Origin of the sequence: Neobittarella massiliensis (ex Bilen et al. 2018) (genome assembly GCF_900289145.1) — a bacterium.
GTDB classification, from domain to species: Bacteria; Bacillota; Clostridia; order Oscillospirales; family Ruminococcaceae; genus Neobittarella; species Neobittarella massiliensis.
This window is the reverse complement of the sequence record NZ_OKQO01000008.1, coordinates 105679-129575: the sequence shown is the minus strand read 5'-3', so window position 1 is coordinate 129575 and position 23897 is coordinate 105679. Positions and strand designations below refer to the sequence as shown.

The 23897-nt window shown below is 59.2% G+C and carries 23 protein-coding genes and 2 other RNA genes; 4 read left to right on the top strand and 21 right to left on the bottom strand.

Annotated elements, in window-relative coordinates:
* Positions 1-307: 307 nt before the first annotated feature.
* Positions 308-658: an ArsR/SmtB family transcription factor gene (locus tag C6Y32_RS12315; RefSeq protein WP_105205559.1), complete on the top strand. Its 351-nt coding sequence runs from the start codon at positions 308-310 to the stop codon at positions 656-658.
* A 115-nt stretch (positions 659-773) separates the two neighbouring features.
* On the opposite strand, the gene C6Y32_RS12310 is transcribed toward C6Y32_RS12315, so the two are convergent.
* The 14 genes from C6Y32_RS12310 to C6Y32_RS12245 form a co-directional block, all read right to left on the bottom strand.
* A complete protein-coding gene (locus C6Y32_RS12310; RefSeq protein WP_105205558.1) occupies positions 774-1118 on the bottom strand; it encodes a TIGR04076 family protein in 345 nt (114 codons plus the stop codon).
* A 108-nt stretch (positions 1119-1226) separates the two neighbouring features.
* Positions 1227-2525 carry a galactokinase gene (locus C6Y32_RS12305; protein WP_105205612.1) on the bottom strand — a complete coding sequence of 433 codons (1299 nt, stop codon included), beginning with the start codon at positions 2523-2525 and terminating at the stop codon, positions 1227-1229.
* A 153-nt stretch (positions 2526-2678) separates the two neighbouring features.
* Positions 2679-3629, bottom strand: a complete 951-nt coding sequence (gene gluQRS, locus C6Y32_RS12300; RefSeq protein ID WP_105205557.1) for a tRNA glutamyl-Q(34) synthetase GluQRS — start codon at positions 3627-3629, stop codon at positions 2679-2681.
* Between the two features lie 264 nt (positions 3630-3893).
* On the bottom strand, positions 3894-4088 hold the full coding sequence (locus C6Y32_RS12295; protein ID WP_129589446.1) for a hypothetical protein: 195 nt from the start codon (positions 4086-4088) through the stop codon (positions 3894-3896).
* 379 nt (positions 4089-4467) lie between these two features.
* Entirely contained in the window at positions 4468-5013 is a 546-nt protein-coding gene (locus tag C6Y32_RS12290) for a hypothetical protein (protein ID WP_105205555.1), read from the bottom strand.
* Between the two features lie 179 nt (positions 5014-5192).
* Positions 5193-5542, bottom strand: a transfer-messenger RNA (tmRNA) gene (ssrA, locus tag C6Y32_RS12285).
* 96 nt (positions 5543-5638) lie between these two features.
* Positions 5639-6106 (bottom strand): SsrA-binding protein SmpB, encoded by a 468-nt coding sequence (gene smpB, locus C6Y32_RS12280; RefSeq protein WP_105205554.1) that lies wholly within the window; start codon positions 6104-6106, stop codon positions 5639-5641.
* A 78-nt stretch (positions 6107-6184) separates the two neighbouring features.
* Positions 6185-6784 (bottom strand): recombination mediator RecR, encoded by a 600-nt coding sequence (gene recR, locus C6Y32_RS12275; RefSeq protein WP_105205553.1) that lies wholly within the window; start codon positions 6782-6784, stop codon positions 6185-6187.
* 6 nt (positions 6785-6790) lie between these two features.
* Complete coding sequence (locus C6Y32_RS12270; protein WP_370738823.1) at positions 6791-7138, bottom strand: YbaB/EbfC family nucleoid-associated protein; 348 nt, start codon at positions 7136-7138, stop codon at positions 6791-6793.
* Between the two features lie 4 nt (positions 7139-7142).
* Positions 7143-8897: a DNA polymerase III subunit gamma/tau gene (dnaX, locus tag C6Y32_RS12265; protein WP_164998270.1), complete on the bottom strand. Its 1755-nt coding sequence runs from the start codon at positions 8895-8897 to the stop codon at positions 7143-7145.
* 95 nt (positions 8898-8992) lie between these two features.
* Positions 8993-9092, bottom strand: an RNA gene (gene ffs / locus C6Y32_RS12260) — signal recognition particle sRNA small type.
* A gap of 315 nt (positions 9093-9407) precedes the next feature.
* Entirely contained in the window at positions 9408-10103 is a 696-nt protein-coding gene (locus C6Y32_RS12255) for a DUF4190 domain-containing protein (protein ID WP_105205551.1), read from the bottom strand.
* Between the two features lie 126 nt (positions 10104-10229).
* Positions 10230-10799: a phosphate propanoyltransferase gene (gene pduL / locus C6Y32_RS12250; RefSeq protein WP_105205550.1), complete on the bottom strand. Its 570-nt coding sequence runs from the start codon at positions 10797-10799 to the stop codon at positions 10230-10232.
* Between the two features lie 81 nt (positions 10800-10880).
* Positions 10881-11729: a M15 family metallopeptidase gene (locus C6Y32_RS12245; protein WP_105205549.1), complete on the bottom strand. Its 849-nt coding sequence runs from the start codon at positions 11727-11729 to the stop codon at positions 10881-10883.
* Between the two features lie 307 nt (positions 11730-12036).
* On the opposite strand from C6Y32_RS12245, the gene C6Y32_RS12240 reads away from it, so the two are divergent.
* Both C6Y32_RS12240 and C6Y32_RS12235 read left to right on the top strand, forming a co-directional pair.
* Positions 12037-13131, top strand: a complete 1095-nt coding sequence (locus C6Y32_RS12240; protein ID WP_129589445.1) for a hypothetical protein — start codon at positions 12037-12039, stop codon at positions 13129-13131.
* A 131-nt stretch (positions 13132-13262) separates the two neighbouring features.
* Positions 13263-13766, top strand: a complete 504-nt coding sequence (locus C6Y32_RS12235; protein WP_105205547.1) for a GNAT family N-acetyltransferase — start codon at positions 13263-13265, stop codon at positions 13764-13766.
* Between the two features lie 120 nt (positions 13767-13886).
* Here C6Y32_RS12235 and C6Y32_RS12230 read toward each other — a convergent pair whose 3' ends face one another.
* Positions 13887-14306, bottom strand: coding sequence for a YjdF family protein (locus C6Y32_RS12230; protein WP_105205546.1), 420 nt, complete (start codon positions 14304-14306; stop codon positions 13887-13889).
* A gap of 480 nt (positions 14307-14786) precedes the next feature.
* Here C6Y32_RS12230 and C6Y32_RS12225 point away from each other — a divergent pair, with 480 nt between their 5' ends.
* Positions 14787-15788 (top strand): nucleoside hydrolase, encoded by a 1002-nt coding sequence (locus tag C6Y32_RS12225; RefSeq protein WP_105205545.1) that lies wholly within the window; start codon positions 14787-14789, stop codon positions 15786-15788.
* A 254-nt stretch (positions 15789-16042) separates the two neighbouring features.
* Here the strand turns inward: C6Y32_RS12225 and C6Y32_RS12220 are convergent, their stop codons facing one another.
* The 6 genes from C6Y32_RS12220 to C6Y32_RS12195 all read right to left on the bottom strand — a co-directional run bounded on the left by C6Y32_RS12220 (position 16043) and on the right by C6Y32_RS12195 (position 23790).
* The gene (locus C6Y32_RS12220; RefSeq protein WP_105205544.1) at positions 16043-16441 is read right to left on the bottom strand and encodes a secondary thiamine-phosphate synthase enzyme YjbQ; all 399 of its coding nucleotides are present in this window, start codon (positions 16439-16441) and stop codon (positions 16043-16045) included.
* 20 nt (positions 16442-16461) lie between these two features.
* Complete coding sequence (locus tag C6Y32_RS12215; protein ID WP_105205543.1) at positions 16462-16863, bottom strand: secondary thiamine-phosphate synthase enzyme YjbQ; 402 nt, start codon at positions 16861-16863, stop codon at positions 16462-16464.
* A 1-nt stretch (position 16864) separates the two neighbouring features.
* Positions 16865-18031 carry an SIS domain-containing protein gene (locus tag C6Y32_RS12210; protein WP_164998269.1) on the bottom strand — a complete coding sequence of 389 codons (1167 nt, stop codon included), beginning with the start codon at positions 18029-18031 and terminating at the stop codon, positions 16865-16867.
* A gap of 42 nt (positions 18032-18073) precedes the next feature.
* Positions 18074-18484 carry a secondary thiamine-phosphate synthase enzyme YjbQ gene (locus C6Y32_RS12205; protein ID WP_105205541.1) on the bottom strand — a complete coding sequence of 137 codons (411 nt, stop codon included), beginning with the start codon at positions 18482-18484 and terminating at the stop codon, positions 18074-18076.
* Positions 18485-18505: 21 nt separating this feature from the next.
* A complete protein-coding gene (locus tag C6Y32_RS12200) occupies positions 18506-19666 on the bottom strand; it encodes an SIS domain-containing protein (RefSeq protein WP_164998268.1) in 1161 nt (386 codons plus the stop codon).
* A gap of 626 nt (positions 19667-20292) precedes the next feature.
* Entirely contained in the window at positions 20293-23790 is a 3498-nt protein-coding gene (locus C6Y32_RS12195) for a bacterial Ig-like domain-containing protein (protein ID WP_105205539.1), read from the bottom strand.
* Between the last annotated feature and the right edge of the window lie 107 nt (positions 23791-23897).

Below are 23897 nucleotides of genomic sequence, written 5' to 3'. Positions count from 1 at the left end.
ACGTTTTACCTATTTATGATTATACTGGTAAATGAGCAAAAAGGCAACGGATCAGGGGGTTGCACTGTAAATATTTGGCCAGAGCGCACCAAAAGCTGCCGACAATAGCTACTCGCCGAGAAAGTCTCTCCCCTGCCGTGACATCAAGGCAGCGCATGCGTGCCGATATGCGCCACACTGCGGGCCGCACGCACGGTTCAGTTGCCCCGGGCACTTGACAACTGCCGCCCGCTGCTACTACAATATAGGATACACGACTTGGGCCGGGACCGTACCTGCGGCCCGCGACAAAAAAGGAGCTGCCCCCATGAAAGCACGAGAGACCGACTGTGTGGCCATCTTCCCCGATACGATACAGCGCGTGGCACCGCACATGCCCGCTGCGGAAAAGCTGACCGGTCTGTCGGACTTTTTTAAGGTGATGGGCGACGGCACCCGCATACGCCTGCTGTGGGCGCTGGAGATCAGCGAGATGTGCGTGTGCGACTTGGCGGTGCTGCTGAACATGACCAAATCGGCGGTGTCGCACCAGCTAAAGATCCTCAAGAGCGCCAAATTGGTGCGCAGCCGGCGGGAGGGAAAAAACATCTTCTACTCGCTGGACGACGACCACGTGTGTCAGATCCTCAACATGGGGCTCGACCACACCAGTGAATGATGAAGATCATAGCCGGGCCTGTCTGCATAACAGACAGGCCCGGCTTTTTATTTTGGCAGCTCCGGCGCACCGGCGGCATTTGCCGCACTGTTTTGCCAGCTTTCCCAAAATATAATTACCGCACCGGCTGGTAGGTCATCTGCGCCGGCAGAGCGGTGGCTTCCAGTTTGAAGATGACCGGGCGCAGCCCATCGTTGCAGCTGCAGATGGCCACCCCGGGCTCTTTGATCCAGTCGCCGTAATAAAACAGCGTTTCTCCAGCACCGTGAGCCAGAGCAAAAACGTACTGATAGATCGCCTTCCACGCCTCGTCGCACAGGCCGTCTGGTTTGGCGTAGTCGGCGTAAAACACCTGGCCAGCTTTTAGCATGGGACAAGCCGAGAGCCCCGGTACCCCGTACTGGGCGGCCAATTCACCATCTAATGTGGTTTTGAGTACAGTGATCTTTACCTTGTTCATGCTTGCAGTCCTCCTTCTACACATCTTTTTGTATCCCCATCTTATCGACACTACAGCGGGCGGGCGGCAATACAGCCACTCATTTAGGGCCACATTCTCATCAACCGATCATACCACCACACAACCGCCCTGCGAGCGGATATGCAGCAGACGGCAGCTGTGCGAGCCGAATACCGACTGAACGGTGCGGGTGAAAGTATCTTCTATATCAATAGGTACAAAGGCCTGCACCGTGCCGGCAAACCCGCCGCCATGTACCCGCACGGCGCCTCGATCACCGAGCAGCGTTTGCACCACTGCCTGCGCCAGCATCACTGCCTGATGCCGCGGGGCGACCGGGACGGTACTGTTTTGCAAATACATAGCCGAGGAGCGACCGGACTGCCGGCACAGCTTTAAAAACACCTCAAAGTCACCAGCGGACAGTGCCGCCGTCTGTTGGCACACGCGGGCGTTCTCCTCAAAAAAGTGTATGGCCCGCAGCACCGCCCGGTCGCCCACTTTTGCCCGCAGAATGGGGATAGACTGCCAGAATACATCTCTCTCCACCCGGCTCAATACCTGCTGGCCAAAAAAGGCTGCCACCTGCCCCATCTCTGCGGGGATGGCGGCGTAGGCATCGGTCAGGTCGCGGTGATCCGAGTCGGTATCGATGATATACAGCTGGTAGCCGCTGGCTGTGTAATCAAAATCTATCTGCCGGATGCGCGGCAGCTCTGGGTCACCAAGATCGATAGCTATGGTACCGCCCACCGCACAGCCCATCTGGTCCATCAACCCGCAGGGCTTGCCAAAATAGCGATTTTCTGCCGCCTGGCCCAGCACCGCCAAACGGGTATTAGACAAAATATCATTGCAGAACAAGTGGTTTTGTATCACGCCCAGCAGGACCTCTAAAGCCGCCGAGGAAGAGAGACCTGAACCCGCTGGGACGTTGGAGGTAACGTAGGCACAATACCCCTGTACGGGGTGGCCACCCTGGACAAATCCGGCTGCCATTCCACGCACCAGAGCAGCGGGCGTACCCAGCTCTTCCCGGCGTGGAGACAGATCAGACAGGTCGACCGAAAAAAGACCGTACCCCTCGGCGTACAGCTCTACTGTATTCGTGCCGTTGGGGGCCGCACAGGCCAGCATATCCATATCGACGCTGGCGCACAGTACCCGCCCACCCTGGTGGTCGGTGTGATTGCCGCCCAGCTCGGTGCGGCCAGGCGAGCTAAAAAGAGCAGCAGGAACACCAGCCAACTGGGGCCACAGCCGTAAAAATCCATTTACCACCTGCCGGGCACGGGCACGACTTCGTTTGTGTGCCGCGCTGCTCTTTTGCGGGCCGTACAGTGCGGCCAACTGCCGGTCATATGCGCCGGCGGACAATTTATCATATAGCTCTGTTGGGCAGGTCATGCTCATATTTCTCCCCTTTTGGCTCTGACTCCTAGATATGATGCGGTTAAAAGGCACTACCGATCCTATAGGGCATGTGCTGGTACATACTGTCCGGATGGATAATCGGCTACCGACTATTTTAGCTGTATTTTGGCAGCTGTGGCGTCGGCGCTAAAATAGGTCGGGCGGCAGCAGGATGTCTTCGTGCGGCACCTTGTCCCAGCTGAAATCTTTTGCCAGCTGCGCGGGCAGAACCGGCTGAGGCCTTGGTTGTAGCCCGGCCAGCCAAGCCAGCCGGCCTATGATATCAGCTGCCGTATAGCCCTTTTTTTGCAGGGCGGACAAGCTCACGTCGCCGTCGCGTTTTGACAGCCGCCGCCCATCCGGGGCCAGCAGTAGCGGCGTGTGGGCGTAACGGGGCGCGGGAAAGCCCAGCAGTTTTAGCAGCCACAGCTGGCGCGGTGTGGACGAGAGCAGGTCTCGCCCCCGCACCACCTCGGTCACCCCCATGGCGCCATCGTCGGCAGCCACTGCCAGCTGATAGGCGAATACCCCGTCAGACCGGCGCAGGATAAAGTCGCCGCACTGGGTGGGTAGGTGCTGATGGACCTTTCCGTAATGGCCATCGGTAAATGAGATCGTGCAATCTGGCACCTGCAGCCGCACTGCCGGTAGACGCTGCTGCGTACGCTGCGCGATCTGCTGAGGCGTAAGGTCCCGGCAGGTGCCGGGGTATAGTACCTGCCCATCGTCCAGGTGGGGGGCCTGCGCGGCATGCAGCTGGGCGCGGCTGCAAAAGCAGGGATAGGTAAGCTCCATAGATGACAATGTATCGAGACACTGCCGGTAGTAACTGCTGCGCTGTGACTGCCAGTAGGGGCCATTGGGGCCACCCAAGTCGCCGCCCTCATCCCAGTCGAGCCCCAAGAAATGCAGATCGCGCTGCAGCTGACGGGTGTAGTGCTCGCTGGTGCGCTGGGTATCGAGATCCTCTATGCGCAGCAACACCCGCCCATTTTGACTTTTGGCCGAGAGCCACGCCAGCAGTGAGCAAAACAGGTTGCCCAGGTGGAGCCTGCCGCTGGGGGTGGGGGCAAAGCGGCCCACTACGGTACTCGACATGGCACATCTCCCCTTCCAGTAAGCAATTATCAGCATGTATGCACAACATTTTTGGGTGCGGTCATGGCCCGAGCGCCGGCCAACACACTCTATTTATGATAAAATAAGGGGCATAGGCGTGTCAACAAAGTTGTTACTAAAGTGTAAATACGGGGCATTTTTGCCCGATTGCCGGGTTGTAAGGGAAAAGTGCCGTTTTGCCGTCGTGACATAAAGTGTGGCCGGGGCAAGCAGTACCTACCCCGGCCACGATGACGCCGTCGATCAACAATTTTGGGTACGGCTCTGCTCTTGGCCGTCGCGCACGCCCTGATGGTATGCGCCGAGCAGCGCCTGGGCGCAGTTTAAAAAGACCTGCTGCATTTTATCATCTAAAGGCTGGCCCAGCGCGCGCTCCATAGCGCTCACCAGGTCCTCTGCCGGCCGGTGCTTATAGTCTTTCAGTTCGATTCCTCGCACGGTGTCCTCCTTGGTATACATAGATTGCCGTTTGAGTGCTGTTGTCTGTTGTTTTTAATAGTTGGGTGCTGTACATGTATAAAGCTGTATTTTTTGAACTTTCTATATCAGGTGACGATACACTCATAAAACGCATCTTTATTTTACAGCAGACAGATGCCTGTGACTACCCTCATTATTACCAATATTTTACAATTTCTGTTGGCGATTGTCACAGTCTGTCGAAAACTGTATAATAGTTCCTTTATCCTTCGATGTATTCTATGTAAAAGAGCTTTCCCGCAGCTTTGTGGGAACAACCATATCTGTACAGATCATCAGCTATTTGATCTGCTCCAACTAAACGATCTAAGGGGAGACTCGTGTACTTCTGGGCGCGCTATTTTTGAAGAGTCATGTGCCCGATACACTCAATCTTTTGCTCGGCGCGCAGCGCCATGCTCACCGGAGCAGCAGATAAATTGGATTTGGAGAGCGCCGTACCGGCTACACCATATAAAGTGACTTGGCCGCTGCCAGTGCTGGTATAGTTGCCCGGCTCTAGATTTTTGCCGATGAGGAGCGTTGTATCGGTAAAGTCCCCACCTTTGGCTATGACCGTGACCGGCTTTACAAAAACGGGGGTCTCCTCCTCTTCCAGGTCAAAGGCTTTCAGTAGTTTTTTGTTAAGGCGATTCAGTTGATTGATGATGATCCAGTTTTGTTCTGATATAGCCCGTAGGTAAGCGATTTTAGCCACATCTTCAAATTTTCCCGACAAAAGAGAGTTCAAGTGACCTAAGGTGCCGATACCCGATAGGTTTTTGATGATCTCCTGCGCAGTAGCGGCATCTTTTTCGCTCAGGGAAGATAAATTGTGTTCGTAAATAAAATCCTGTATCTGCTGTTCCTTTTTGTCCTGCTTGTCCTCTGTGTACCCGTACATTTTAGCTCCTCCTCTTAGCATGCGGCTTTTGACCGTCAAAAGCCTGTTTGATCCTTTCTATAAGTATCCGCACCGAGAGGTGTTTGGCCATGTACACGGGCAAAATGAAGGGTTGTGCCGACAAAAGTTGTGGGCACATAAAAAAGCACCGCATAGATGGCTTATCTATGCGGTGTTTTTGGTGGAGGCGAGGGGGGTCGAACCCCTGTCCGAAAACCGATTCATACGGGCATCTCCGAGTGCAGGCCGTCATTTACATTCCCGGTTTCAGGCGCTGATGGCCAAGCTCAAAAAACCAGTATCTTCGTATACCTGATACGCTACGAAGCCCTCGCGTATACATGTGCACCACTAAAGTGACACCCTACAGCCAGTCGTGGTCCCCCGACAGAGGATGAGCGGCTTAAGCCGCTAAGCAGTAATCGTTAGAATCTGCGTTTAAATTTAAGGTGCGGATTGTTGAAGCGGTCCCGCGCCGCTACTCGCTTCCCGTACTGCACAGTCCCCGTCGAACGCCAAATACGCCCCCGTAAAGACGGTACAGCGGCAGCTTTTGGCACCAGCTGCCCACTTACTTATTAGTATACCACAGCGGCTGATAAAATGCCACTATACAATTTTTCCGCTACCGGCTGCGCTCTTTTAAAGCGCGCTGGATATCGCGTTTGGCGGCCTTATTTGCCATATCGGCCCGCTTGTCGTAGAGTTTTTTGCCTTTACAGAGCCCCAACTGCACCTTGACGTGCTGGCCCTTAAAGTAGAGCGACAGCGGGATGAGGGTGAGGCCCTCCTGTTTGATCTGGCCCAAAAGGTGGTAGATCTCGCGCTTGTGCAGCAGCAGCTTGCGCTCGCGCACCGGGTCGCGGTTAAAGATATTTCCCTTTTCGTAGGGGCTTATGTGCATGCCGCGCAAAAAGACCTCGCCTTTGTAGATATCGCACCAACTGTCTTTCAGGTTCACGTTGCCGGCCCGCAGGCTCTTCACCTCGGTCCCGGCCAGTGATATACCGGCCTCGATACTCTCGATGACGAAGTAGTCGTGCCGGGCTTTTTTGTTCTGTGCTATGGTCCGCAGCTGTTTTTTCTGCTCCACCGCTGTCACCTCTTTTCGCGTTGTTTAAATTGTGAACAAACTGTAAAAACGCCCCTTTTTTGCGCTTTTGAAGCAACTTTACAGCTCGTTGCGGCCCTCCAGGGCCCGGTACAGCGTGACCTCGTCGGCATATTCCAGTGTGCCCCCGACGGGGATGCCGTATGCCAGCCGGGTCACCTTGACCCCCAGCGGTTTGATCAGCCGCGAGATGTACATGGCGGTTGCCTCCCCCTCCACGGTGGGCGGGGTGGCCATAATGACCTCTTTTACTTGGCCGCTGGACAGGCGGGCCAGCAGCTGTTTGATAAACAGCTGCTCGGGGCCGATGCCATCCATAGGCGAGAGCAGCCCCCCCAGGATGTGGTAGGAACCAAAATACTCTTTGGTGCGCTCGAAGGCAAACACATCGCGCGGGTCCTCCACCACGCAGATGGTGGATTTGTCGCGGGTCGTGTCGGCACAGATGGCGCAGGTATCGCTGTCGCTGAGATTTTGGCAGACCTGGCAGCGCTTGATGGTCTTTTTGGCCCGTACCATCGTATCGGCAAAGAGCTGGGCGTCGGTCAGGTCCATGCCCAGCACGTAAAAGGCCAGCCGCTGGGCAGTTTTGTGGCCGATGCCGGGCAGCTTTTCAAACTGCTCTACCAGCTCGTCCAGGGCGGTGATGTGGTAGGACATGGGGGCTTACAGATTAAAGCCGGGCAAATTCATGCCGCCGGTGACTGCCTGCACCCGGGTATTGGTCTCGTCCTCGACCCGGCGCACCCCTTCGTTAAAGGCGGCGATGAGCAGGTCCTGCAGCATCTCGATGTCGTCGGGGTCCACCACTTCAGGGTCTATCTCGAGTTTAGTGATCTCTTTTTTGCCGTTGATCGACAGGCTGATCATGCCGCCGCCGGTGGCGACCTCAAACTCGGTCTCCTCGACTTCCTGCTGGATACGGGACATCTCCTCCTGCACCTTTTGAGCCTGTTTCATCATCTGATTCATGTTCTGGGGGCCGTAGCCCTTAGGCAGTCTGGCTTTCATAATCTCTTTACTCCTTGATCTCTACTGGTATTCCCTGTGCGCGGGTGTGCTCGATAAACTTTTCTAATTGGGGATTGCCCGTGGGCTGCTGCCGGGACTCGCTGCGGTAGGGGCCCAGGCGGTAGTTTTGGCCGGTCACCTGGACCAATGCCTGGCGGATATCTTTTTTGGTCTGGGTGCTGGAGCGCATCAGTGTTAAAAACAGCTCGTTTTTCGAGTCGATGAGCAGCAGCGCATCGCCGGACAGATAGGCCTGAGAGCCCTGCAGCGCCGTGTAGGCCAGCTTGTTGCAGCCGCCCAGAGCAGCGAGCACCTGGGACCAGGGCTCGAAAGCGGTGAGCGCCCCATCCGCCGTACTGTCGGGGACAGCAGCCGGAGGGGTGGGGGCCTCTACATCCGGTGACGGGCGGGCCGGGGGCGCGGCGGCAACCGGCGGGGCAGCCATCTCCTCCTCGGACGGGGGCGGGGCGGCGCTCATGAGGCCCTGCCAGTCGTCCGGCTCGGGCGACGGGGCGGCCTGTGCGGTGGGTGCCGGAGCAGTCGCTGTAGATGCCGGAGCCGATGACACCGATTTTTGCGCGGGAGCAGCAGGGGCCGGGCTGGCGGCGGGGGCGGTATTTTGCGCGGCAGTGACCGGGCGCGACGAAACGGCGGGGACCGACTGTTGGCCGCCGAACTGCCCCCCTGCCGTACACAGAGAGATGAGCAGCATTTCCAGGGCAATGCGCGGGTCCTGCGCGCGGCCGACCTGCTCGCAGCCACCGGCCACCGCCTGTACTAAGCTGAGCATCTGCTCGGGGGCGATACCGGCTGCCTGCTGCAGATAGCGGTCGCGCTCGTCGGGGGCGCAGGCGGTGACGGTATCGAAATCGGCCATCACCTTGCAGAGCATCAGGTCGCGGCTGTGAGAGAGCATCTCCTGCGCCAGGCGACCCATATCGGCCGAGTGGGCGGCCAGATCGTCGAGCAGATGGATGGCGCCGGACACGTCGCCGGCGAGCACACAGTCGTACAGATCGAACACGTGGCTCTTGTCGGCCACGCCGCAGAGGTCTTTGACCAGCTGCAGGGTGATCTCTTCGCCGGTGGAGATGCATTTATCCAGCAGCGAGACGCCGTCGCGCATGCCGCCGTCGGCCAGGCGGCCCAGCAGCATAGCGGCATCGGACGGCAGTGCGACCCCTTCTTTTTGGGAGATATACTGCAGGCGGTCGGCGATCTGCTGGGCGGTGATGCGATTAAAGTCGAACCGCTGGCAGCGGGAGAGGATGGTGACCGGCAGCTTGTGGATCTCGGTGGTGGCGAGGATGAACACCACGTGCTCCGGCGGCTCCTCCATGATCTTGAGCAGGGCGTTGAAGGCGGAGATGGACAGCATGTGCACCTCGTCGATGATGTACACCCGCTTTTTGCACTGGGTGGGTACAAAGTAGGCCTCTTCGCGCAGGGTGCGGATGTTGTCGACGCCGTTGTTGCTGGCGGCATCGAGCTCGACCACGTCGGTGATGGAGTCGCCGTCGATACCGGTGCAGATATCGCACACGCCGCAGGGCTGGCCGTCGTGCACGTGGGGGCAGTTGATGGCCTTGGCCAGTATTTTGGAGCAGGTGGTCTTGCCGGTGCCACGGGAGCCGGTAAACAGGTAGGCGTGGGAGAGCTTGCCGGTCTGCACCTGGTGTTTGAGTGTGGTGACGATGTGCTCTTGGCCCACCACGTCGTCGAAGGTGCGGGGGCGATATTTGCGGTAGAGTGCCAGGTACACGGGCGTGTTCTCCCCTCTCTCGGCGCCCCGGCGGGGGCGATGTTTTTTGACAAATGGGTACAAAAAAGACAGGGCCACGCGCAGCTGGATATGCGGGCATACAGGTTGATCTGCGGCACACAGAGAATTCCGCTTAATGCTGCTCGGTTCCCCGCCTGACATGGTTCACGGTGCCCTGTCGCACAGGACCCGCATGCTCGCATATCGAGGTGCGCGTTTGCCCTGCCTTACATAACAGTGATAGTTTAGCATATCTGTCCCCAAAACACAAGCCCCAGAGGCGGGTTTTTGCCGGGGATATGAGTTGTGTAAAGGCGGGACCTATGCCGCTGCTATGGACTGGCAGACAGCGGTCCATAGGCATCAGGTACCTTGACACCGTCTATTCGTCGGCGGTGCCGGGGCGGCAACTTTTACCGGCGCATATCCGGCGGCAGAGAAAAGGGCCGCTTGCCAGATGGCAATGGCCCTTTGGGGAACAAGGTGCTCACGGGCGGCAAACGGCGCTGATCACAGGTAACTGAACATGCTGATCAGGCGTGCGAGCCAGATGATGAGCGACAGCGCCGTGCCGGCGATACCGCAGATAAAGCCGGCCAGACCGATATTTTTAGCGCTGGACTTGCGGCCCACATTGCCGGCGGGTATGGCCACCACCCCCAGCACGACGCCCGCCAGCGGTATGAACCAGGCGGCGGCGAGCGAGAAGATGCCGGTGACCAGGGCCAGCTTGGCTTTGTCTACAGGGTCGTGTACCCGCACGGGAATTGGCTGCGGGGCCGCCGGTCGGTCGGCTGGCACGGCGGGTGCTGCCCCCGGCGCCTGCTGGCCCCAGCCCGGCGAGCTGGCGGCGGCAGTGGCAGCCACGGCGGGGTTAGGCTGCTGCAGCAGGTAGAGCAGCATATCGACCCGGCCCTTGAGCTGCTGTTTGACGGCAAAGCCCCAGAAGCCGGTGAGGCCCATCTCACCGGCGTACACACCGGGCAGGATGGCGAATTTTAGCCAGGCCTCCAGGTGGACCACCCCGTTTTGAAAGTACATCTGGATATACTGGGGGGCGGTGAAGAAACCGCTTCCCTTTTTCCAGACCATCTGGCCGCCGTCGCTGGTGAGGACAAAGCCCTCTTTGGCAAAAAAGTCTTCGGCGATAAAGCGGATCATGTCATCGGGGTTGCCGGTGGCGATCTCCGTAACAAATCTGGCCATGTGCTGTGCGCTCCTCTCCCTTTTAGTTCTGCCTAAGTTCTGCGCCCACGGTTGGGGCGGGGCAGAAAAATGCACAGCGGCAGGTCACCGCCCACTGCTGCGCACGCTTATAGATAGTATGTGTTTTTAGAACTTGACGAACTCGCCCTCGGTGGGGCCGCCGGCGGCGTTTGACTCGTCGGTATCGATGTGCATGGCGGTGGCAAATTTGTCGCTGACGCGGATGACCACGTCGCCGAAGATGAGCGAGCGGTCGGCGGTCTCGACCTTGACGCCGACGATCTCTTTGTCGGCCACACCGAATTTGGCGGCGTCTTCGGGGGTCATATGTACGTGGCGCTTGGCGATGATGACGCCCTCAGAGAGCTCTACCTCGCCGCAGGGGCCGACCAGCTTGCAGCCGGCGCTGCCGGCGATATCGCCCGACTCGCGCACCGGCGCGGCCACGCCCAGTTTGCGGGCCTCGGTAGCGGCTACCTCGATCTGGGTGGAGGGGCGGGTGGGGCCCAGGATGGAGACCCGGGGCAGCGTGCCTTTGGGGCCCACCACGTCGACCCGCTCCTCACAGGCGTACTGACCGGGCTGCGAGAGCTCTTTTTTTACCGTCAGCTCGGCGCCTTTGCCGAACAGGGTCTCGAGGTCCGCCGGGGACAGGTGTACGTGGCGGGCAGAAGTCTCAACTAAAAATTTTGCCATTTTAAATATCCTCCATACTCTGCATTCGCGCGGCTACCGGCCGCGCGGCTGGACCGGGCACAGGCCCGGTACTTCCATCGATCACGCCTGGGCCAGATACTCCTCCAGGGTGATGCCCCGGCGGGTGATCTCTCTGGCGTGTTCTACGCCCACATATCGAAAGTGCCACGGCTCGTAGTGGATGCCGGTGACATCTTCTTTCCCCTTGGGGAAACGCAGGATAAAGCCGTAGTCGGCGCAGTGGCTCCACAGCCACTGGTATTCCGGCTCATCTTCCAGCACCTGCTCCAGGCCGACACCGTCGAAGTAGGCCGCCGGCACCAGGTCGGCCGAGAGGCCGGCATTGTGCTCGCTGGTGCCCGGCGGAGCGATCCACTGGGCGGCCTCTTCTTCGGCCTCCTGCTGGCTGTAGCCCTGGTCGACATACTCCTGCACCTTGCCCTCATAGAGCTCTTTGGAGCGGGCCACGGTGCGGTAGCTGGAGACCACCCAGAAACGATTGCCGCTGGCGGCGGCATCGGCCATCATCTGGTTAAAGGCGTCGACGGCCCGGCTGTCGAACTGATAGCCCTCGTAGTCGGTATCGACCACCTGGGGCACGTAGCCGCTGGGCAGCGGGTCGTTTGGGCCGACCAAAAGCAGGCGCCAATCGCTCTTGTCGATGGTGGGGGCGCTGGCGGTCTGGGAAGAACTGCCGGCGGCAGAGCCGCCCGCCGCAGCCGCACTTGAGGAGGGCGGTGTGCTGGTGCTGGTGTTGGTGCTGGAGGCGCCGCCCCGGTCGCCGCCGCTGGAAAAGTGGCGGATGAGCGCCACTGCGCCGACGATGAGCGCGGCCAGCAGGACCAGCGCCAACACGGCCACCAGCACCCGCCGCCAAAAATAGTTTTTGCCGCTCTTGTAGCGGCGCACACGCATATTTTTACCGGCCAATAAAACGCCTCCAAACACTGTGTGACTGGCTGCCGGCAGCGCCGGACGAGCCGGCCCTCCCGGGCCGTTTTCATTGTACCAACATTTGCCCGCGTTTTCAAGGGGGCAAACGCCGGCGGGCGCGCCGGAGCACTGGTGAAGCGGTGAAGCCGCCGTACCGGGCAGGGGCTGGGGCTATTTTGTCCGCCGGACGAGACGGCGCTGCTTTTGGCGGCAAACAGGCCGCTTTTGCCCGGCGGGGGTGACAAAAAGACCCGCTGCCGAATACATTGGTGTAACACAGCGAAAAAAGACAGGGGGAACTTGTATGTCAACAGCGAAAAGGCTCTGCTACTTTATGTCGGCCAGCAGCCCCACCGGCTTTGCCAGTTATTTTGGCCACCTCACCGCCACCGGTTCGGGCTACCGGCCCTACCTCATCAAAGGGGCGCCGGGAGGCGGCAAATCCACCATGCTGCAGGCGGTGGGCGACGCGCTCGTCGACGCGGGGCATACCGTGGAGTTCATCCACTGTTCCAGCGACCCGGACTCGCTGGACGCGGTGGTGTGCCGGGAAAAAGGGGTGGCGGTGATGGACGCCACCGCCCCGCACCTGCAGGACCCCAAATACCCCGGGGCCCACGAACAGGTGATCAGCTTATACGGCTGTATAGACGCCCGGGCGCTGCAGCCGGTGCGCGATGACATCGTCGCCCACCTGGACGCCGCTACCGCCTGCCACGCGCGCACCTGCAAGTTCCTCTCGGCGGCCGCCTCACTGCTGGCCGACGACCGGGCCATCGTATCGCGCTACACCGACTGGCCCAAATTGCAGCGGTACGCCCAGTCGGTGGCCCGGCGGCACTTTGCCGAAAAGCCCGGCGGCCGGGCCGGGGTGCGCAGCTGCCGCATGCTCTCGACCATTGGGCAAAAGGGACCGCGTACCTTTACCGACACGGTGCGGGCACTGTGCCCCGACATCTACCTGATCGAGGACGCCAACCGCGCGGTGGCACCCGCCTTTTTGAAGATCCTGGCCGAGAGCGCTCTGGCCGCCGGATACGATGTGACCTGCTGCTACTGGCCGCTATCGCCGTATGACAAGCTGGAGCACCTGCTGGTGCCCGAGCTGGGGCTGGCCTTTGTGAGCCAGGAGCGGCAAAACACGCTGTCGCGGGAACTGCCACGGCCGTACCGCCACATCTACAGCCGCCGCTTTTTGGACCTGGATGGCCTGTACGCCTACCGCAACCGGCTCTCGTTCAACAAAAAGGCGGCCAAGGAGCTGCTGGCCGAGGCAGTAAAGGTGGAAAAAGAGGCGGCTGCCCACCACGATGCGGCCGAGGCGCTGTACCGCCCAGCCATCGACTTTGAGGCGGTGCAGAAGATCAGCGATGAACTGGTGGCCGCTATCTGCGGTTAGCGGGATACCGGGCTGACGCAGCGGCGCAGGGAGAAACGGGGGTTTTCGCGGGCGGGCAGTTGTGGTAAAATGGCAGATGTTGGCCCCCAGGGGCCACAGACCGATACCCAACTGTTACAGGAGGACCTGCCATGATCTACACGACGACCGTTCCCGGCTTTTCACTGCGCGCCGCCACCGAGGATGACGTGCCGCTGGTGCTGCAGTTTATTAAGGCGCTGGCTGCATACGAAAAGATGTCGGACGAGGTGGTGGCCACCGTGGACTCGGTGCGCCGCTCGGTGTTCGAGCAGGGGCGCGCCAAGGTGCTCATTGGTGAGCTGGAGGGCCAGCCGGTGGCCTTTGCGCTGTATTTTTACAACTACTCGACCTTTTTGGGGCGCTCGGGTCTCTATTTGGAGGACCTGTTCGTGTACCCCCCGTACCGGGGTAAAGGGCTGGGCAAAGCGATTTTTGCCACCTTGGCCAAGATCGCGGTGGACGAGGGCTGCGGCCGCATGGAGTGGGTGTGCCTCGACTGGAACCAGCCCTCTATCGCCTTTTATCGGGGGATGGGCGCAGTGTCGATGGACGAGTGGTCGACCTACCGGCTGACGGCGGATAAGCTGCAAAAGCTGGCAGAGACGGCAAACTGACCGGCAGCGCGGCTGACCTGCCGGCGGCCGGCGCCTGGATGCGCGCGCTATAGCGCTATAAAAAGGGAGAGGACCGGACAGATGCCGGTCCCCTCCCTTTTTTGGGGGCGGAGTATGGCGCTAGTGCCCCCGGTGCTTTTCGCGGCGCTTTTGCTGCCGCAGCGCAAACTGCCGCTGCTGTGCACATTGGCGCCGGCAGCGCTGCTGTTTTTCGCGCTGTCTCTTTTGCTGCTGGTACTGGGCCTGCAGCGCCTGCTGTGCCTTGGTACCTACCCCGGTCTGCTCGAGCTGGCGGGCGATGGCCCGCTGCACCCGCTTGGGGTTTTGCCGGCGCTCGTCCGGACCCTGCTGCGCGCTGGGCGCGCTAAAGGCCAGACGGTGCCAGTTTTTGAGCAGGTAGTCGTACACCTGATAGTCTTTGGGCTGGGCGCCAAAGGTGACTTTGCACACCTGATACCGGCCCCGGTACTGGCGCTGGTAGACGCCGACCCAAAATGGGTCCTCAAAAAACACGGTGAAGGTACATTCGATACGGTCCATAGCAGACTCCTCCTTAAAAATGGTCCCGCAGAGAACGGACAACCAAGGAGGCAGGTTACTGACGGCACTGGGCCGCGCCCGGACTACCGACCGGGCTGTGTTTTTATCTCTGCTGTACCCATTGTACGCTCAGCGTCAGCCGACGACAAGGGGCAGAGCGGTAAAGGGACAAAGACCTGCGGGCGGATCAAGGTATTGGGTTCTTCGATGCTGGAGGGAGCATCTGGCCGGCGTGAGCACGGGCACAGCCAGAACAGCCGTGCCGGCGGGATGGCGCTGCCGAGGACACCGTCGGCAGGGCAGTTACAGCGCTTGACAGAGTTTTACATTAGAGCGTAAAATTTGGGTATCGATCACTTTACACCTGTTATTTTTTGCCCGGCGGCAGCCGCTGTGATACGCTGATAAACTGATGAGCGCACTGCTTTGCCGTATGGTCCGGTAGAGATACCGGCTGTTTTTGAAAGGGGCCTACTTGTGATGGACGAGCGCAAAAAGATTATTTTAGATGTGGATACCGGCAGTGACGATGCAGTGGCAATCACCTGTGCACTGTTGAGCAGTGCGTGTGATGTGCTGGGGATCTGCACGGTAGGGGGAAACCTGCCGCTGGCAAATGTAACGGACAACACACTGCGGGTGGTACAGTGCTGCGGGCGGGAAGATGTGGGGGTATATGTGGGCAGCGCCTCGCCGCTGGCCTCGACCCTGGTGCCGTGGGGGCTGCAGGCTGAGCTGTTGTGCCGCAAGGAAGGGGTCCGCGAGCTGACGCTGGATTTTCACCCCGAGCACCTGCCGCTGCCGGCACCGCGCATTACCGCCAGGCCACAATGTGCCACCGTATGGCTGATCGAGACGCTGCTGGCGGCCGAGGACCACAGCATTACGCTGGTGCCGGTCGGGCCCATCACCAACATCGCCATCGCCCTAAAGGCCGATCCGCGGATCATCCCCAAGATCCGCGAGATCGTGATGATGGGCGGTTCCGACCGGGTCATCGACCCCACCCAGGCCGCCGAATTCAACGTGTGGTGTGACCCGGAGGCGCTGGAGATCGTTTTGCAAAGCGGGGCGCCGGTCACGATGGTGCCTTTTGACGCCACGGTATTCGCGGCGCTCACCCGCGAGCAGGCCGCCGAAATTCGCCAGGTGGGGACGTCCCCGGCGCAGCTGATCGCCGACCTTATCGACCAGCGACTGGATGCGAGCGTCGATTTTGAAGCGGTACATGGACTCTCGACAGGAGAGCCCATACACGACGCGCTGGCGATATGTGCCGCCCTGCACCCCGAGGTGCTGACGGATGTAAGGCAGGTCAGCTGCCATGTAGACCTGGGGCGCGGCTACTGCTATGGCGAGACGGTGATCGACCGCAACTATAAATATGATGCGCCCCAGGAGAAAAACTGCCGCTTTGCCTACGGCGCCGACAACGAGTTCTTCTTTCAGTGGATCCTATCGGTCCTAAAGGCAGCTCGCTGAGAAGGTAGATGGCGGCAGGTGTCCGCTCCCCTATTTTCGATACTTCCGATGTGTTCGGTGCGGGGGGCTGGAGAGGGTTCTCTGCTCCACCGCATAAACGCCCCGCTGGTGGGGCTGTTGTGGAACTGAGCATGTACCGCGCCGCCCCGAGCTGCGCGACAGAGCAAAAAGCGCGGCAGACCTGCCCTTTTGTGGGGCGGATCTGCCGCGCTTTGCCTATGTGGATATGCGGTGACGGCTATGCCGGCCGCTTTTTATTTGCCGTAGCACTTTACGTGCAGCTCGCGGGGGCGGGGGCCGTCGAACTCGTAGAACAGGATGGCCTGATCGTCGCCCAGGTCCAGCTCGCCGTCTTTGATGATGGGGGTGACATCCACGCCCACCACTACGCATTTTACGTGGCCGGCAGCGTCAAACGGGGTCTCGACGTGGTTGTAGTTGGCGCGCAGCGGGAAGATGCGGTCCAGGTCGGCTTGGAAGTCTCTCTGGGCGGCCTCCTCTTTGGTGGCGATGCCCACAGCGGCGGTGGTATGGGCGTTAAAGATGACACAGATGCCGTCTTTCACGCCGCTTTTTTTCACGATAGCTTTGACTTTATCGGTCACGTCGGTGACGGTCATATAGTCGGTTTTCAGCTTGATCACTTCATACATAGCGCTTTCCCTCCTCTTCCCTACATGATGTTGACGTGTACTTCACGGTCGTTTTTGGGACCGTTGAACTCGCAGAACAGGATGCCCTGCGAATTGCCGAACAGCAGCTCGCCATCTTTGATGATGAGCGACATTACATTGCCCACAAAAGCGGCTTTGGAGTGCGCGGCAGCCTCGTGCGCATTGTTGGTACGCTGCTCGTAGTCTACCTTAGAGGGGAAAGCGCGGCGGATCTCCTCCATCGAGTCGTCCCAGCCCTTGGGGTCCCAGAAAGAGTGGATGACCAGGCCCGCATCGGTGTGGGGGATGGACACGGTGAGGATGCCGTCGGTGACGCCGGCGCCGGCGATGATCTCTTTGATCTTAGGGGTGACATCGATGGCTCTGTTGTGCTGAGTTTGCAGCTTGATGACTTCAAACATATTATTTGCCCTCCTTCTCTCTGTCCATCACGATCTCGATCTGGTGGCTCTGGTCGGCGTAGATGCAGTTGCGGTCGCCGTCGCCCCAGGGCGACTCGGTGATGCCGCGCAGCGGGGTCTCGCCCAGCTCGTTTTGCAGGTAGCCGCACAGCAGCGTGAGGGGCATGAACTGCATCAGCGGGGCCATCCAGCTCTCGGCGGCGGTGGGGATAGAGACGACCTCGATACCTGCGGGGATCTCGCTTTGGCACACGTCGGTGATGGCGACGGTGGGGCGGCCCAGGCGCGCCATGTTCTGCATGGCCTCGATGCAGCGGTACTTGGCCGGGCTGGAGGCGGTGACGTAGACGATGGTGCCGATGTTCTGCGGATTTCTGGCAAAGTAGTTGACGTGGCACCAGTCCTCGGTATTCTCGACGGCGGTGACTTTGCCGATCGCCTCGTACAGTTTGGCTCTGGCAAACCAGGCCGAGGCGTAGTCGAGGCCGGAACCCACACAGTCGTAATGGGTGCAGGGGGCCAGCTTTTTGCCCAGGCTCTCGGCCTTGGCGATGATCTCGTCGATGTGGGGGCGGAAAGCCTCGCAGTAGGCGGCCAGGCCCTCACGGTAAGCTTCTGCCTGCTCGGCGCAGATGCGGCCCTTGACTTCGCCCATCTTGATGGCCAGCAGCAGAAGGGTCATGACGCTGGTGAAATAGGTGGCGGTGCCGGGGGCCAGCTCGGCCTCGGGGCTGTCGTGTTTGAGCACGCGGTCTACGTGCTGGGCCAGCGGGGCCTCGAGATTCTCGGTGATGCCCAGGGTAAAGGCGCCGTAGGGGTGCACGGCCTCCATGGCGGCGGCGGTGGCGGCGACTTTACCGGAGATAGAGATGCCGATGCACAGCGTTTTGCCGTAGTTAAATTTGCTGTTGTTGTAATTGTACGCCACTTCGGGGGCGGGCAGCGCGTCGACAGCCAGGCCAGCGAGCTTTTGGAAGGCGGGCTTGGCGGCCACACCGGCTATGTACGAGTCGCCGCAGCCGGTGAGGATGAGTTTGTCGAACGCGCAGATCTCCTCTTTGGTGAAGAGCGCATCTATTTTTTTCTGCAGGTCGCCGATAAGGGGCCTGGCCAGGTCTACTAAGCTGAGAGACTGCCGGATCACAGCATTGTCCACTGCCTGATTCATAAGGAAATCCTCCATTTCAATACAAAAATCACGGGTTGTGAGTTAGTCGCTGTACACCGAGAGGTAGCACTTTTGCAGTCTCGGGCCGTCGAACTCGTAGAAGAAGATGCCTTGGCTGTGGCCCAGCACCGGCTTGCCGTCTTCCACGATGAGGGTGGTGTTGGTGCCCATCATGGCCGATTTGGTGTGGCCGGCAGCGTCGGCGGGGGTGTCGAACTGGTGGGTGTAGTCGACTCTCTGGGGGACGATCACGTCCAGCTGGATCTGCACGTCCTGCAGGTCGTAGTCGTGGAGCATGTAGGGCGTCAGCGAGATGCCGGAGGTGGTGTGGGGGGCGGAGATCACGGCGATACCGCTCTTTACACCGCTGTCGGCGATGCATTGGCGCACCCAGTCGGTGATCTGGTGGACGCCGTTTTTCTGGCAGTCTATCTTGGTCTCATAAAACTTCATTGCAAGCGCTCCTTTCGCACATCAAACGATTTCGATCTTGCTGGTCTTGATCTTGTTGCCGTCCTGTACGGCGAAAGCCTCCATACCTTGGCGGAACATGCCTACGTTTTTAAACTTGGCCAGGTAGCCGGCAAACAGTGCGAAGGGGATGTAGTTGCCGGCGGGAGTGATCCAGCTGTGGGCTGCGCTGGGCAGCTTGCATACTTTCATGCCGGCGGGGAACAGGCTCTCGTCGGCGTCGGTGAAGACGATGCAGGGGCGACCGATGCGGGCCATGACGCCTGCCGCCTCGATGATGCGGGGCATGGCGGGGTTGTTTTTCTCGGCGATAAGCACGGTGGCGATGCCTTTGTAGTCGCGGGCGAAGAAGTTGATGTGGCACCAGTCCTCTACGTTCTCGTAGGTGCACACGTCGCCGGTCGCCTCGTAGATCTTGGCCGAATCGAACCAGGCGGTGACCATGTCGTCGCCGGCGGCCACGAACTCGAAGCTGTCGATATCTTTCCACTCCTCGGCCAGAGCGAACATCTGCTCGTCCATGGCGTCGATGCAGTCTTTATAAGACTCGATGTAATCGACGATATCTTTGCGGTACTGGCCGGCCTGACTCATGGGGTAGTGCATCTTGACTTCGCCCATGCGGATGGCCGAGGTCATCAGCGCGTAGATAGAGGCGTAGTAGCTGCGCAGGCCCGGCGAGTGCTCGTCGAAATTGTTGGTGTACGGAGGCATGGGAACAGCCATGGTAGTCTGGCACTCCTGCGCCAGGGGCGAGTCGGGATTGCCGGTGACGGCTACCGTGTGGGCGCCCACCCCGGTCTCGTTGCCGCGCTTGGCGATCTCGATCATCCGCGATACGGTGCCGGATACCGAGATGCAGTAGAGCAGCGGGTTGTGGGGCTCGCCGCCCAGCACGCCGCTGTCTAAGTGGCGGGCGGCCTCGATGGCCGGCAGCGCCGAGGTGCCGATGTGGCCCAGTTTCTCGAACACGGGTCTGGCCGCCAAAGCAGCACAGTAGGAGTCGCCGCATCCGGTCAAAATCGCCTTTCTGGACGCGAACAGCTCAGGGGTGGACAGGGCCATGCGCAGGTCCCCGTCGTCTTGCTCCGCCAGTGCTGCTGCCATGTCCAGCAAGTCATAGACTTCCTGCCGAAGAGCATTGTCAAAGTCCTTCTTGTTCATAATTTGCCTCCTAACAAAATTTTCACACTGCATTTGTGCACAATGTACACTTTGGGTGCGTATTCCCATTAACAATTGTACAATGGACCACCGTTTCTGTCAAGGAGAGCACAGTTGTATTTGACAAATCATGTTTTTTATGGACCCCTATTTTTGGCGTATTGCACAACAGCGGCGCCCCAGCCAATGGGCCGAGCAAGCCGGCACAGCCGCATATCTATGCGGTTTTAGACGGTTTTAGGGGGTGGTTTTGTGTGGGTCGACTGCAGGTGGAACAAGGCATTTTTATCGACTTCGTTAAATGAGGCTTGTCATTATTGCCCAAAATTCTCTGTACCCCCCGCACAAAATCCGTATGTCTTTTGTCTGCGGCGGTGTTCTGGGGGTGGCGGGGCGCCTGCCGTAGGGGGCAACTTTGTCAGGATTGCACAACTTTGCCTGCCGGGATAGGCCTTTGGCGCTTTTTACAACGAACGATGGGCAGTTCACGTCAGGGTGCATAAAACGGCCATCAAACAAATTCCATATAAAATCGGAGCCGTAGTATAGCACGGCTCCGATTTATTGCTATCTATATCAAAGTTGATATTAGATGCAGGTCATGAATGTATAGGTGAGCTCACCATCTATCGCTTAGCGGTGAAATCGATCCAGCGGTCCACTTCGCGTCCATCTTGAACCGATACGACACGGAATGAATACTTGCCGTCTTTTAAGTCCCGCGGTACTGTCCAGCTGACCGTGCTGCTGCCGGCCGGGAACGATCTGTTGCCCGATGCATAGCCGACAAAACCCGTCGTGCTCCACACCTGCACTGCACAGGTGGCCGCTCTGTTGATGGTGAACTTACAGGTGAGGCTGCCGCCCTGACTGGGATCTACCGTGGAGGTACTTGTGCTGCCCCCTGTGATGGAAAACGGTGTGCTCTTAGCGGTGAAATCGATCCAGCGGTCCACTTCGCGTCCATTTTGAACCGATACGACACGGAATGAGTACTTGCCGTCTTTTAAGTCCCGCGGTACCGCCCAGCTGACCGTGCTGCTGCCAGCCGGGAACGATCTGTTGCCCGATGCATAGCCGACAAAACCCGTCGTGCTCCACACCTGCACTGCACAGGTGGCCGCTCTGTTGATGGTGAACTTGCAGGTGAGGCTGCCGCCATTAGCCGGATCAACGGTAGAAGAACTCGCCGAGCCAGAGGTGATCTGAAAAGCCGGAGGTTGGTCTATTCGATAAGATAAGGTCGTCGTTTTACCACCACAGGAGATCGTGAGCGTATGATCGCCTGCTATCTTGGAGGAAAAGCCGCTGATGGTATAGCGGCCGGCGGCGATAACTTGTGTGCTGCCATTACTGTAATGGCCGATCACACGGATGCGGGTATCATCGAACTTGGCGCCATAGGCAAAATGTAATGCACCGGAAGTGGGGCTGGCCTCGATGCGCTCGAGCAAATTGGCTTTGACCAAATAGGAAAATTGCCCCGTGACGCCCTGATAAGCGACTGTGCCCTGACGCGGACCCACCGTTATACTGTCGTACCCGGACACCTGACAGCTGGCGATCGGCAGCTCTTCGCTGCTGCCGTCGCCGTACATAACAGCTACCTTGAGCCGGGAGATATCAGCTGTTTGCCCCTGGTATAACACGATCGGTTCGGCACTGCTCACCTGCAGAGAAACTGCGGTGCGTGCATGTACGGTGATCGCAAAGGTGGACTGGTAGCCGAGATACGTTACCGTGACCGTTTTTTGCCCCGCCGCCGAGGTATCGAAGCCGGTTATGGTACAGCTGCCCAGCGGCACTTCTACATCGCCGGCGCCAATGCGCTGCAGCGACACCTTCATGCCGGTGTAATCAGCAGCCTCCCCCACCTTGTATTCCAGTTTTGCCGGTGGGACGACTGTAATGCCAGAAGCCTGGACGGCAGCGCTTTTTTCCTTTATCTGAAACTGCTGCTTGGCGCTGAGGGAATAGCCGGCATAGACCGTATTGCCCAGTACGGCCAGGTCTATCTCACCGCTGGCGGCATCGACAGGCAGTCCAAACTGGTACCAGTCGTTTTGGCTGTTTGCGGTATAGACCAGGGTCTTGTCGGCGCCTGCATCACTGAATGCCACATAGGGTTGTCCGGCATGGCAGGTGATACCGATATCCATTACATTTTGCGCGCGGATCGGAGCGCCCACAGTCTGCCAAACGGTGCCGTCAAAGTGCTGTACATACACGGCGCTCTGATCGCGAAAGGCCCGGTAGAGAGAGCCGTCACCCGCACAGCTGGCCATCATGTCACCGGCCTGGCGGTCGCCTGCCTCGCAGTAACTGCCATCTGCCTGCCGAGAGAAAGTTGCCAGCTGGCTGGCGCCGGCTGCCGACCGCAGCTGTACGTAGACGGTACCGTTTATGCTCTGTACCTGGGGCTGCCCGCACAGGCCGGTAAACACCGGACTGCCATCACTTTTAAAAGACTGCAGACCCGGGTCGTACACCGCCAGATGCATGCTCTGTGAATCGACATCGTAGGCCAGATACAGGCCATCGGCATCCCCGTACAGGTCAAACGAATTGACGCCGCCGACGCCAAAGCCGACCTCTGTAAAACTTGTACCGGTATAGCGCTTTACCTTGACTGTGCCGCTGGATTGGTCGCGAAAAGCAATGTATAGCTGGCCGCCATAAACTGCACACTGCGGGGCATCACCTTTACCCGGGGTGCCGAGAGAGCTCCAGCTGGTGCCGTCGAACCGCTGCACTGCGATACTGCCGCCGTATTGGCAGGAAGCGGCGTAGAGTGCGCCGTCAGCGGCGATGACAGAGGTGCGGTCAGCGGGCTCTGACCCGCTAAATACCGGTGTCCATATATCTTTCTGATCGATCTCGGGAAAAGTTACGGTAGCAGTGATACTGCTGCCGCCGGCGCTGCCCACCTCGGAGATGACGATCCCTGAATTGGTGCCGTCGCTAAAGGTCAGCGCCCCATCGGCCAGGCTTTTACCCATATCGCTGGTACCGATAGAGGTGCGCCCGCTCTCGGCCGACAGATGAGCCCCGCGGTACAGCGCCAAAGCCTCTGTGTCGTAACCGCTCTGCGCCCTGAACACATATACCCCGTTTGCACCATGGAAATTGCTGAGGCCCTCGACCGACGTATTGACGCGGTAGACGATGATACCTGAACCGCCGATCTTATAATCCAGCGAGCTGGCGATGTCATCGCCCTGACGCCGGTACTCGACCACAAAGAATTCGGTGGCGCTCAGCGGGGCCCGCAGGATATAGGCCTGCGTACCGCCCGCGTCAGATTGCTCGTCGAGCGTTATCTCCTGTGTAGTGGTGAGCGTCTCTACATCGATCCAGCCGCTGATCGCCTGCCGCAGATACGCCAGCGGCCACTGGACGAAAGTAGAAGTGGAGGCCATGATATCCCACTGGCCGACGTAGGCCGTACCGTCGCTGGCGTACAGGTCGGGATACCCCATCGTATGCAAAAACTCGTGGATGATGGTGCCGGTGCTGGACGTCATGGCGCCGTCGTATACCTGATCGCTCATGACCATGTTGTAGGCGGAGACCTGCTTGCCGCCGGCCACGGTGAGCACACCCGGGTAATTGGCCTTGTGCGACACAGTGGTGGTGATGCCTTCCCCCCGATCACCGCCGGCCCCCTGCATGAGCACGGTGAGATTATCGACGACACCGTCGCCGTCGCCATCGACGAGCAGGCTGCTGTCGATCGGTACATTTTGCAGGATATCCTGTAAAATATCTACATCGATATCCGCCGCCTGTGCCTGTTCTCTAGTGACATGCAGTGTGTAGGGGATAAATTTGTCGCCGTTATCTTGCGGGAATACCGTTTTGACCTCGAGCTGACCATAAGATACTGTGCGCAGATAGCTGGCAAAAGAGCGCGGTCGAGAGCCGTTATAGAGGTCATAGAGGTCTTCTCTGGTCTTAGGCTGATCAAACAGCGTATCAGTATCACCGGCAAATTTAGCCAGCAGCACTACGTTGGCCACCGCTTTTGTACTGCCGCCGGTGGTCTGGGCCACTGCCGTAAGGTCACCGAAAGCCATACAGAGAATGCCGATCAGCAACGCGACTGCCGCCAAGCGTTTTTTCATATACTATCCCCTCTTTACACATTGCAGCTGGCCGCCAGTTTATACAGTGCCGCCACCGGCCAAACTAAACTACAGTTATCTACTATGAGTATACTGTTCACCTTGTG

Bases quoted from the DNA above. Each gene is read 5' to 3' on its own strand.
- C6Y32_RS12315 (WP_105205559.1), top strand. From the start codon at position 308: ATGAAAGCACGAGAGACCGACTGTGTGGCCATCTTCCCCGATACGATA.
- C6Y32_RS12310 (WP_105205558.1), bottom strand. From the start codon at position 1,118: ATGAACAAGGTAAAGATCACTGTACTCAAAACCACATTAGATGGTGAA.
- C6Y32_RS12305 (WP_105205612.1), bottom strand. From the start codon at position 2,525: ATGACCTGCCCAACAGAGCTATATGATAAATTGTCCGCCGGCGCATAT.
- gluQRS (WP_105205557.1), bottom strand. From the start codon at position 3,629: ATGTCGAGTACCGTAGTGGGCCGCTTTGCCCCCACCCCCAGCGGCAGG.
- C6Y32_RS12290 (WP_105205555.1), bottom strand. From the start codon at position 5,013: ATGTACGGGTACACAGAGGACAAGCAGGACAAAAAGGAACAGCAGATA.
- recR (WP_105205553.1), bottom strand. From the start codon at position 6,784: ATGTCCTACCACATCACCGCCCTGGACGAGCTGGTAGAGCAGTTTGAA.
- C6Y32_RS12255 (WP_105205551.1), bottom strand. From the start codon at position 10,103: ATGGCCAGATTTGTTACGGAGATCGCCACCGGCAACCCCGATGACATG.
- pduL (WP_105205550.1), bottom strand. From the start codon at position 10,799: ATGGCAAAATTTTTAGTTGAGACTTCTGCCCGCCACGTACACCTGTCC.
- C6Y32_RS12240 (WP_129589445.1), top strand. From the start codon at position 12,037: ATGTCAACAGCGAAAAGGCTCTGCTACTTTATGTCGGCCAGCAGCCCC.
- C6Y32_RS12235 (WP_105205547.1), top strand. From the start codon at position 13,263: ATGATCTACACGACGACCGTTCCCGGCTTTTCACTGCGCGCCGCCACC.
- C6Y32_RS12230 (WP_105205546.1), bottom strand. From the start codon at position 14,306: ATGGACCGTATCGAATGTACCTTCACCGTGTTTTTTGAGGACCCATTT.
- C6Y32_RS12225 (WP_105205545.1), top strand. From the start codon at position 14,787: ATGGACGAGCGCAAAAAGATTATTTTAGATGTGGATACCGGCAGTGAC.
- C6Y32_RS12220 (WP_105205544.1), bottom strand. From the start codon at position 16,441: ATGTATGAAGTGATCAAGCTGAAAACCGACTATATGACCGTCACCGAC.
- C6Y32_RS12215 (WP_105205543.1), bottom strand. From the start codon at position 16,863: ATGTTTGAAGTCATCAAGCTGCAAACTCAGCACAACAGAGCCATCGAT.
- C6Y32_RS12210 (WP_164998269.1), bottom strand. From the start codon at position 18,031: ATGAATCAGGCAGTGGACAATGCTGTGATCCGGCAGTCTCTCAGCTTA.
- C6Y32_RS12205 (WP_105205541.1), bottom strand. From the start codon at position 18,484: ATGAAGTTTTATGAGACCAAGATAGACTGCCAGAAAAACGGCGTCCAC.
- C6Y32_RS12200 (WP_164998268.1), bottom strand. From the start codon at position 19,666: ATGAACAAGAAGGACTTTGACAATGCTCTTCGGCAGGAAGTCTATGAC.
- C6Y32_RS12195 (WP_105205539.1), bottom strand. From the start codon at position 23,790: ATGAAAAAACGCTTGGCGGCAGTCGCGTTGCTGATCGGCATTCTCTGT.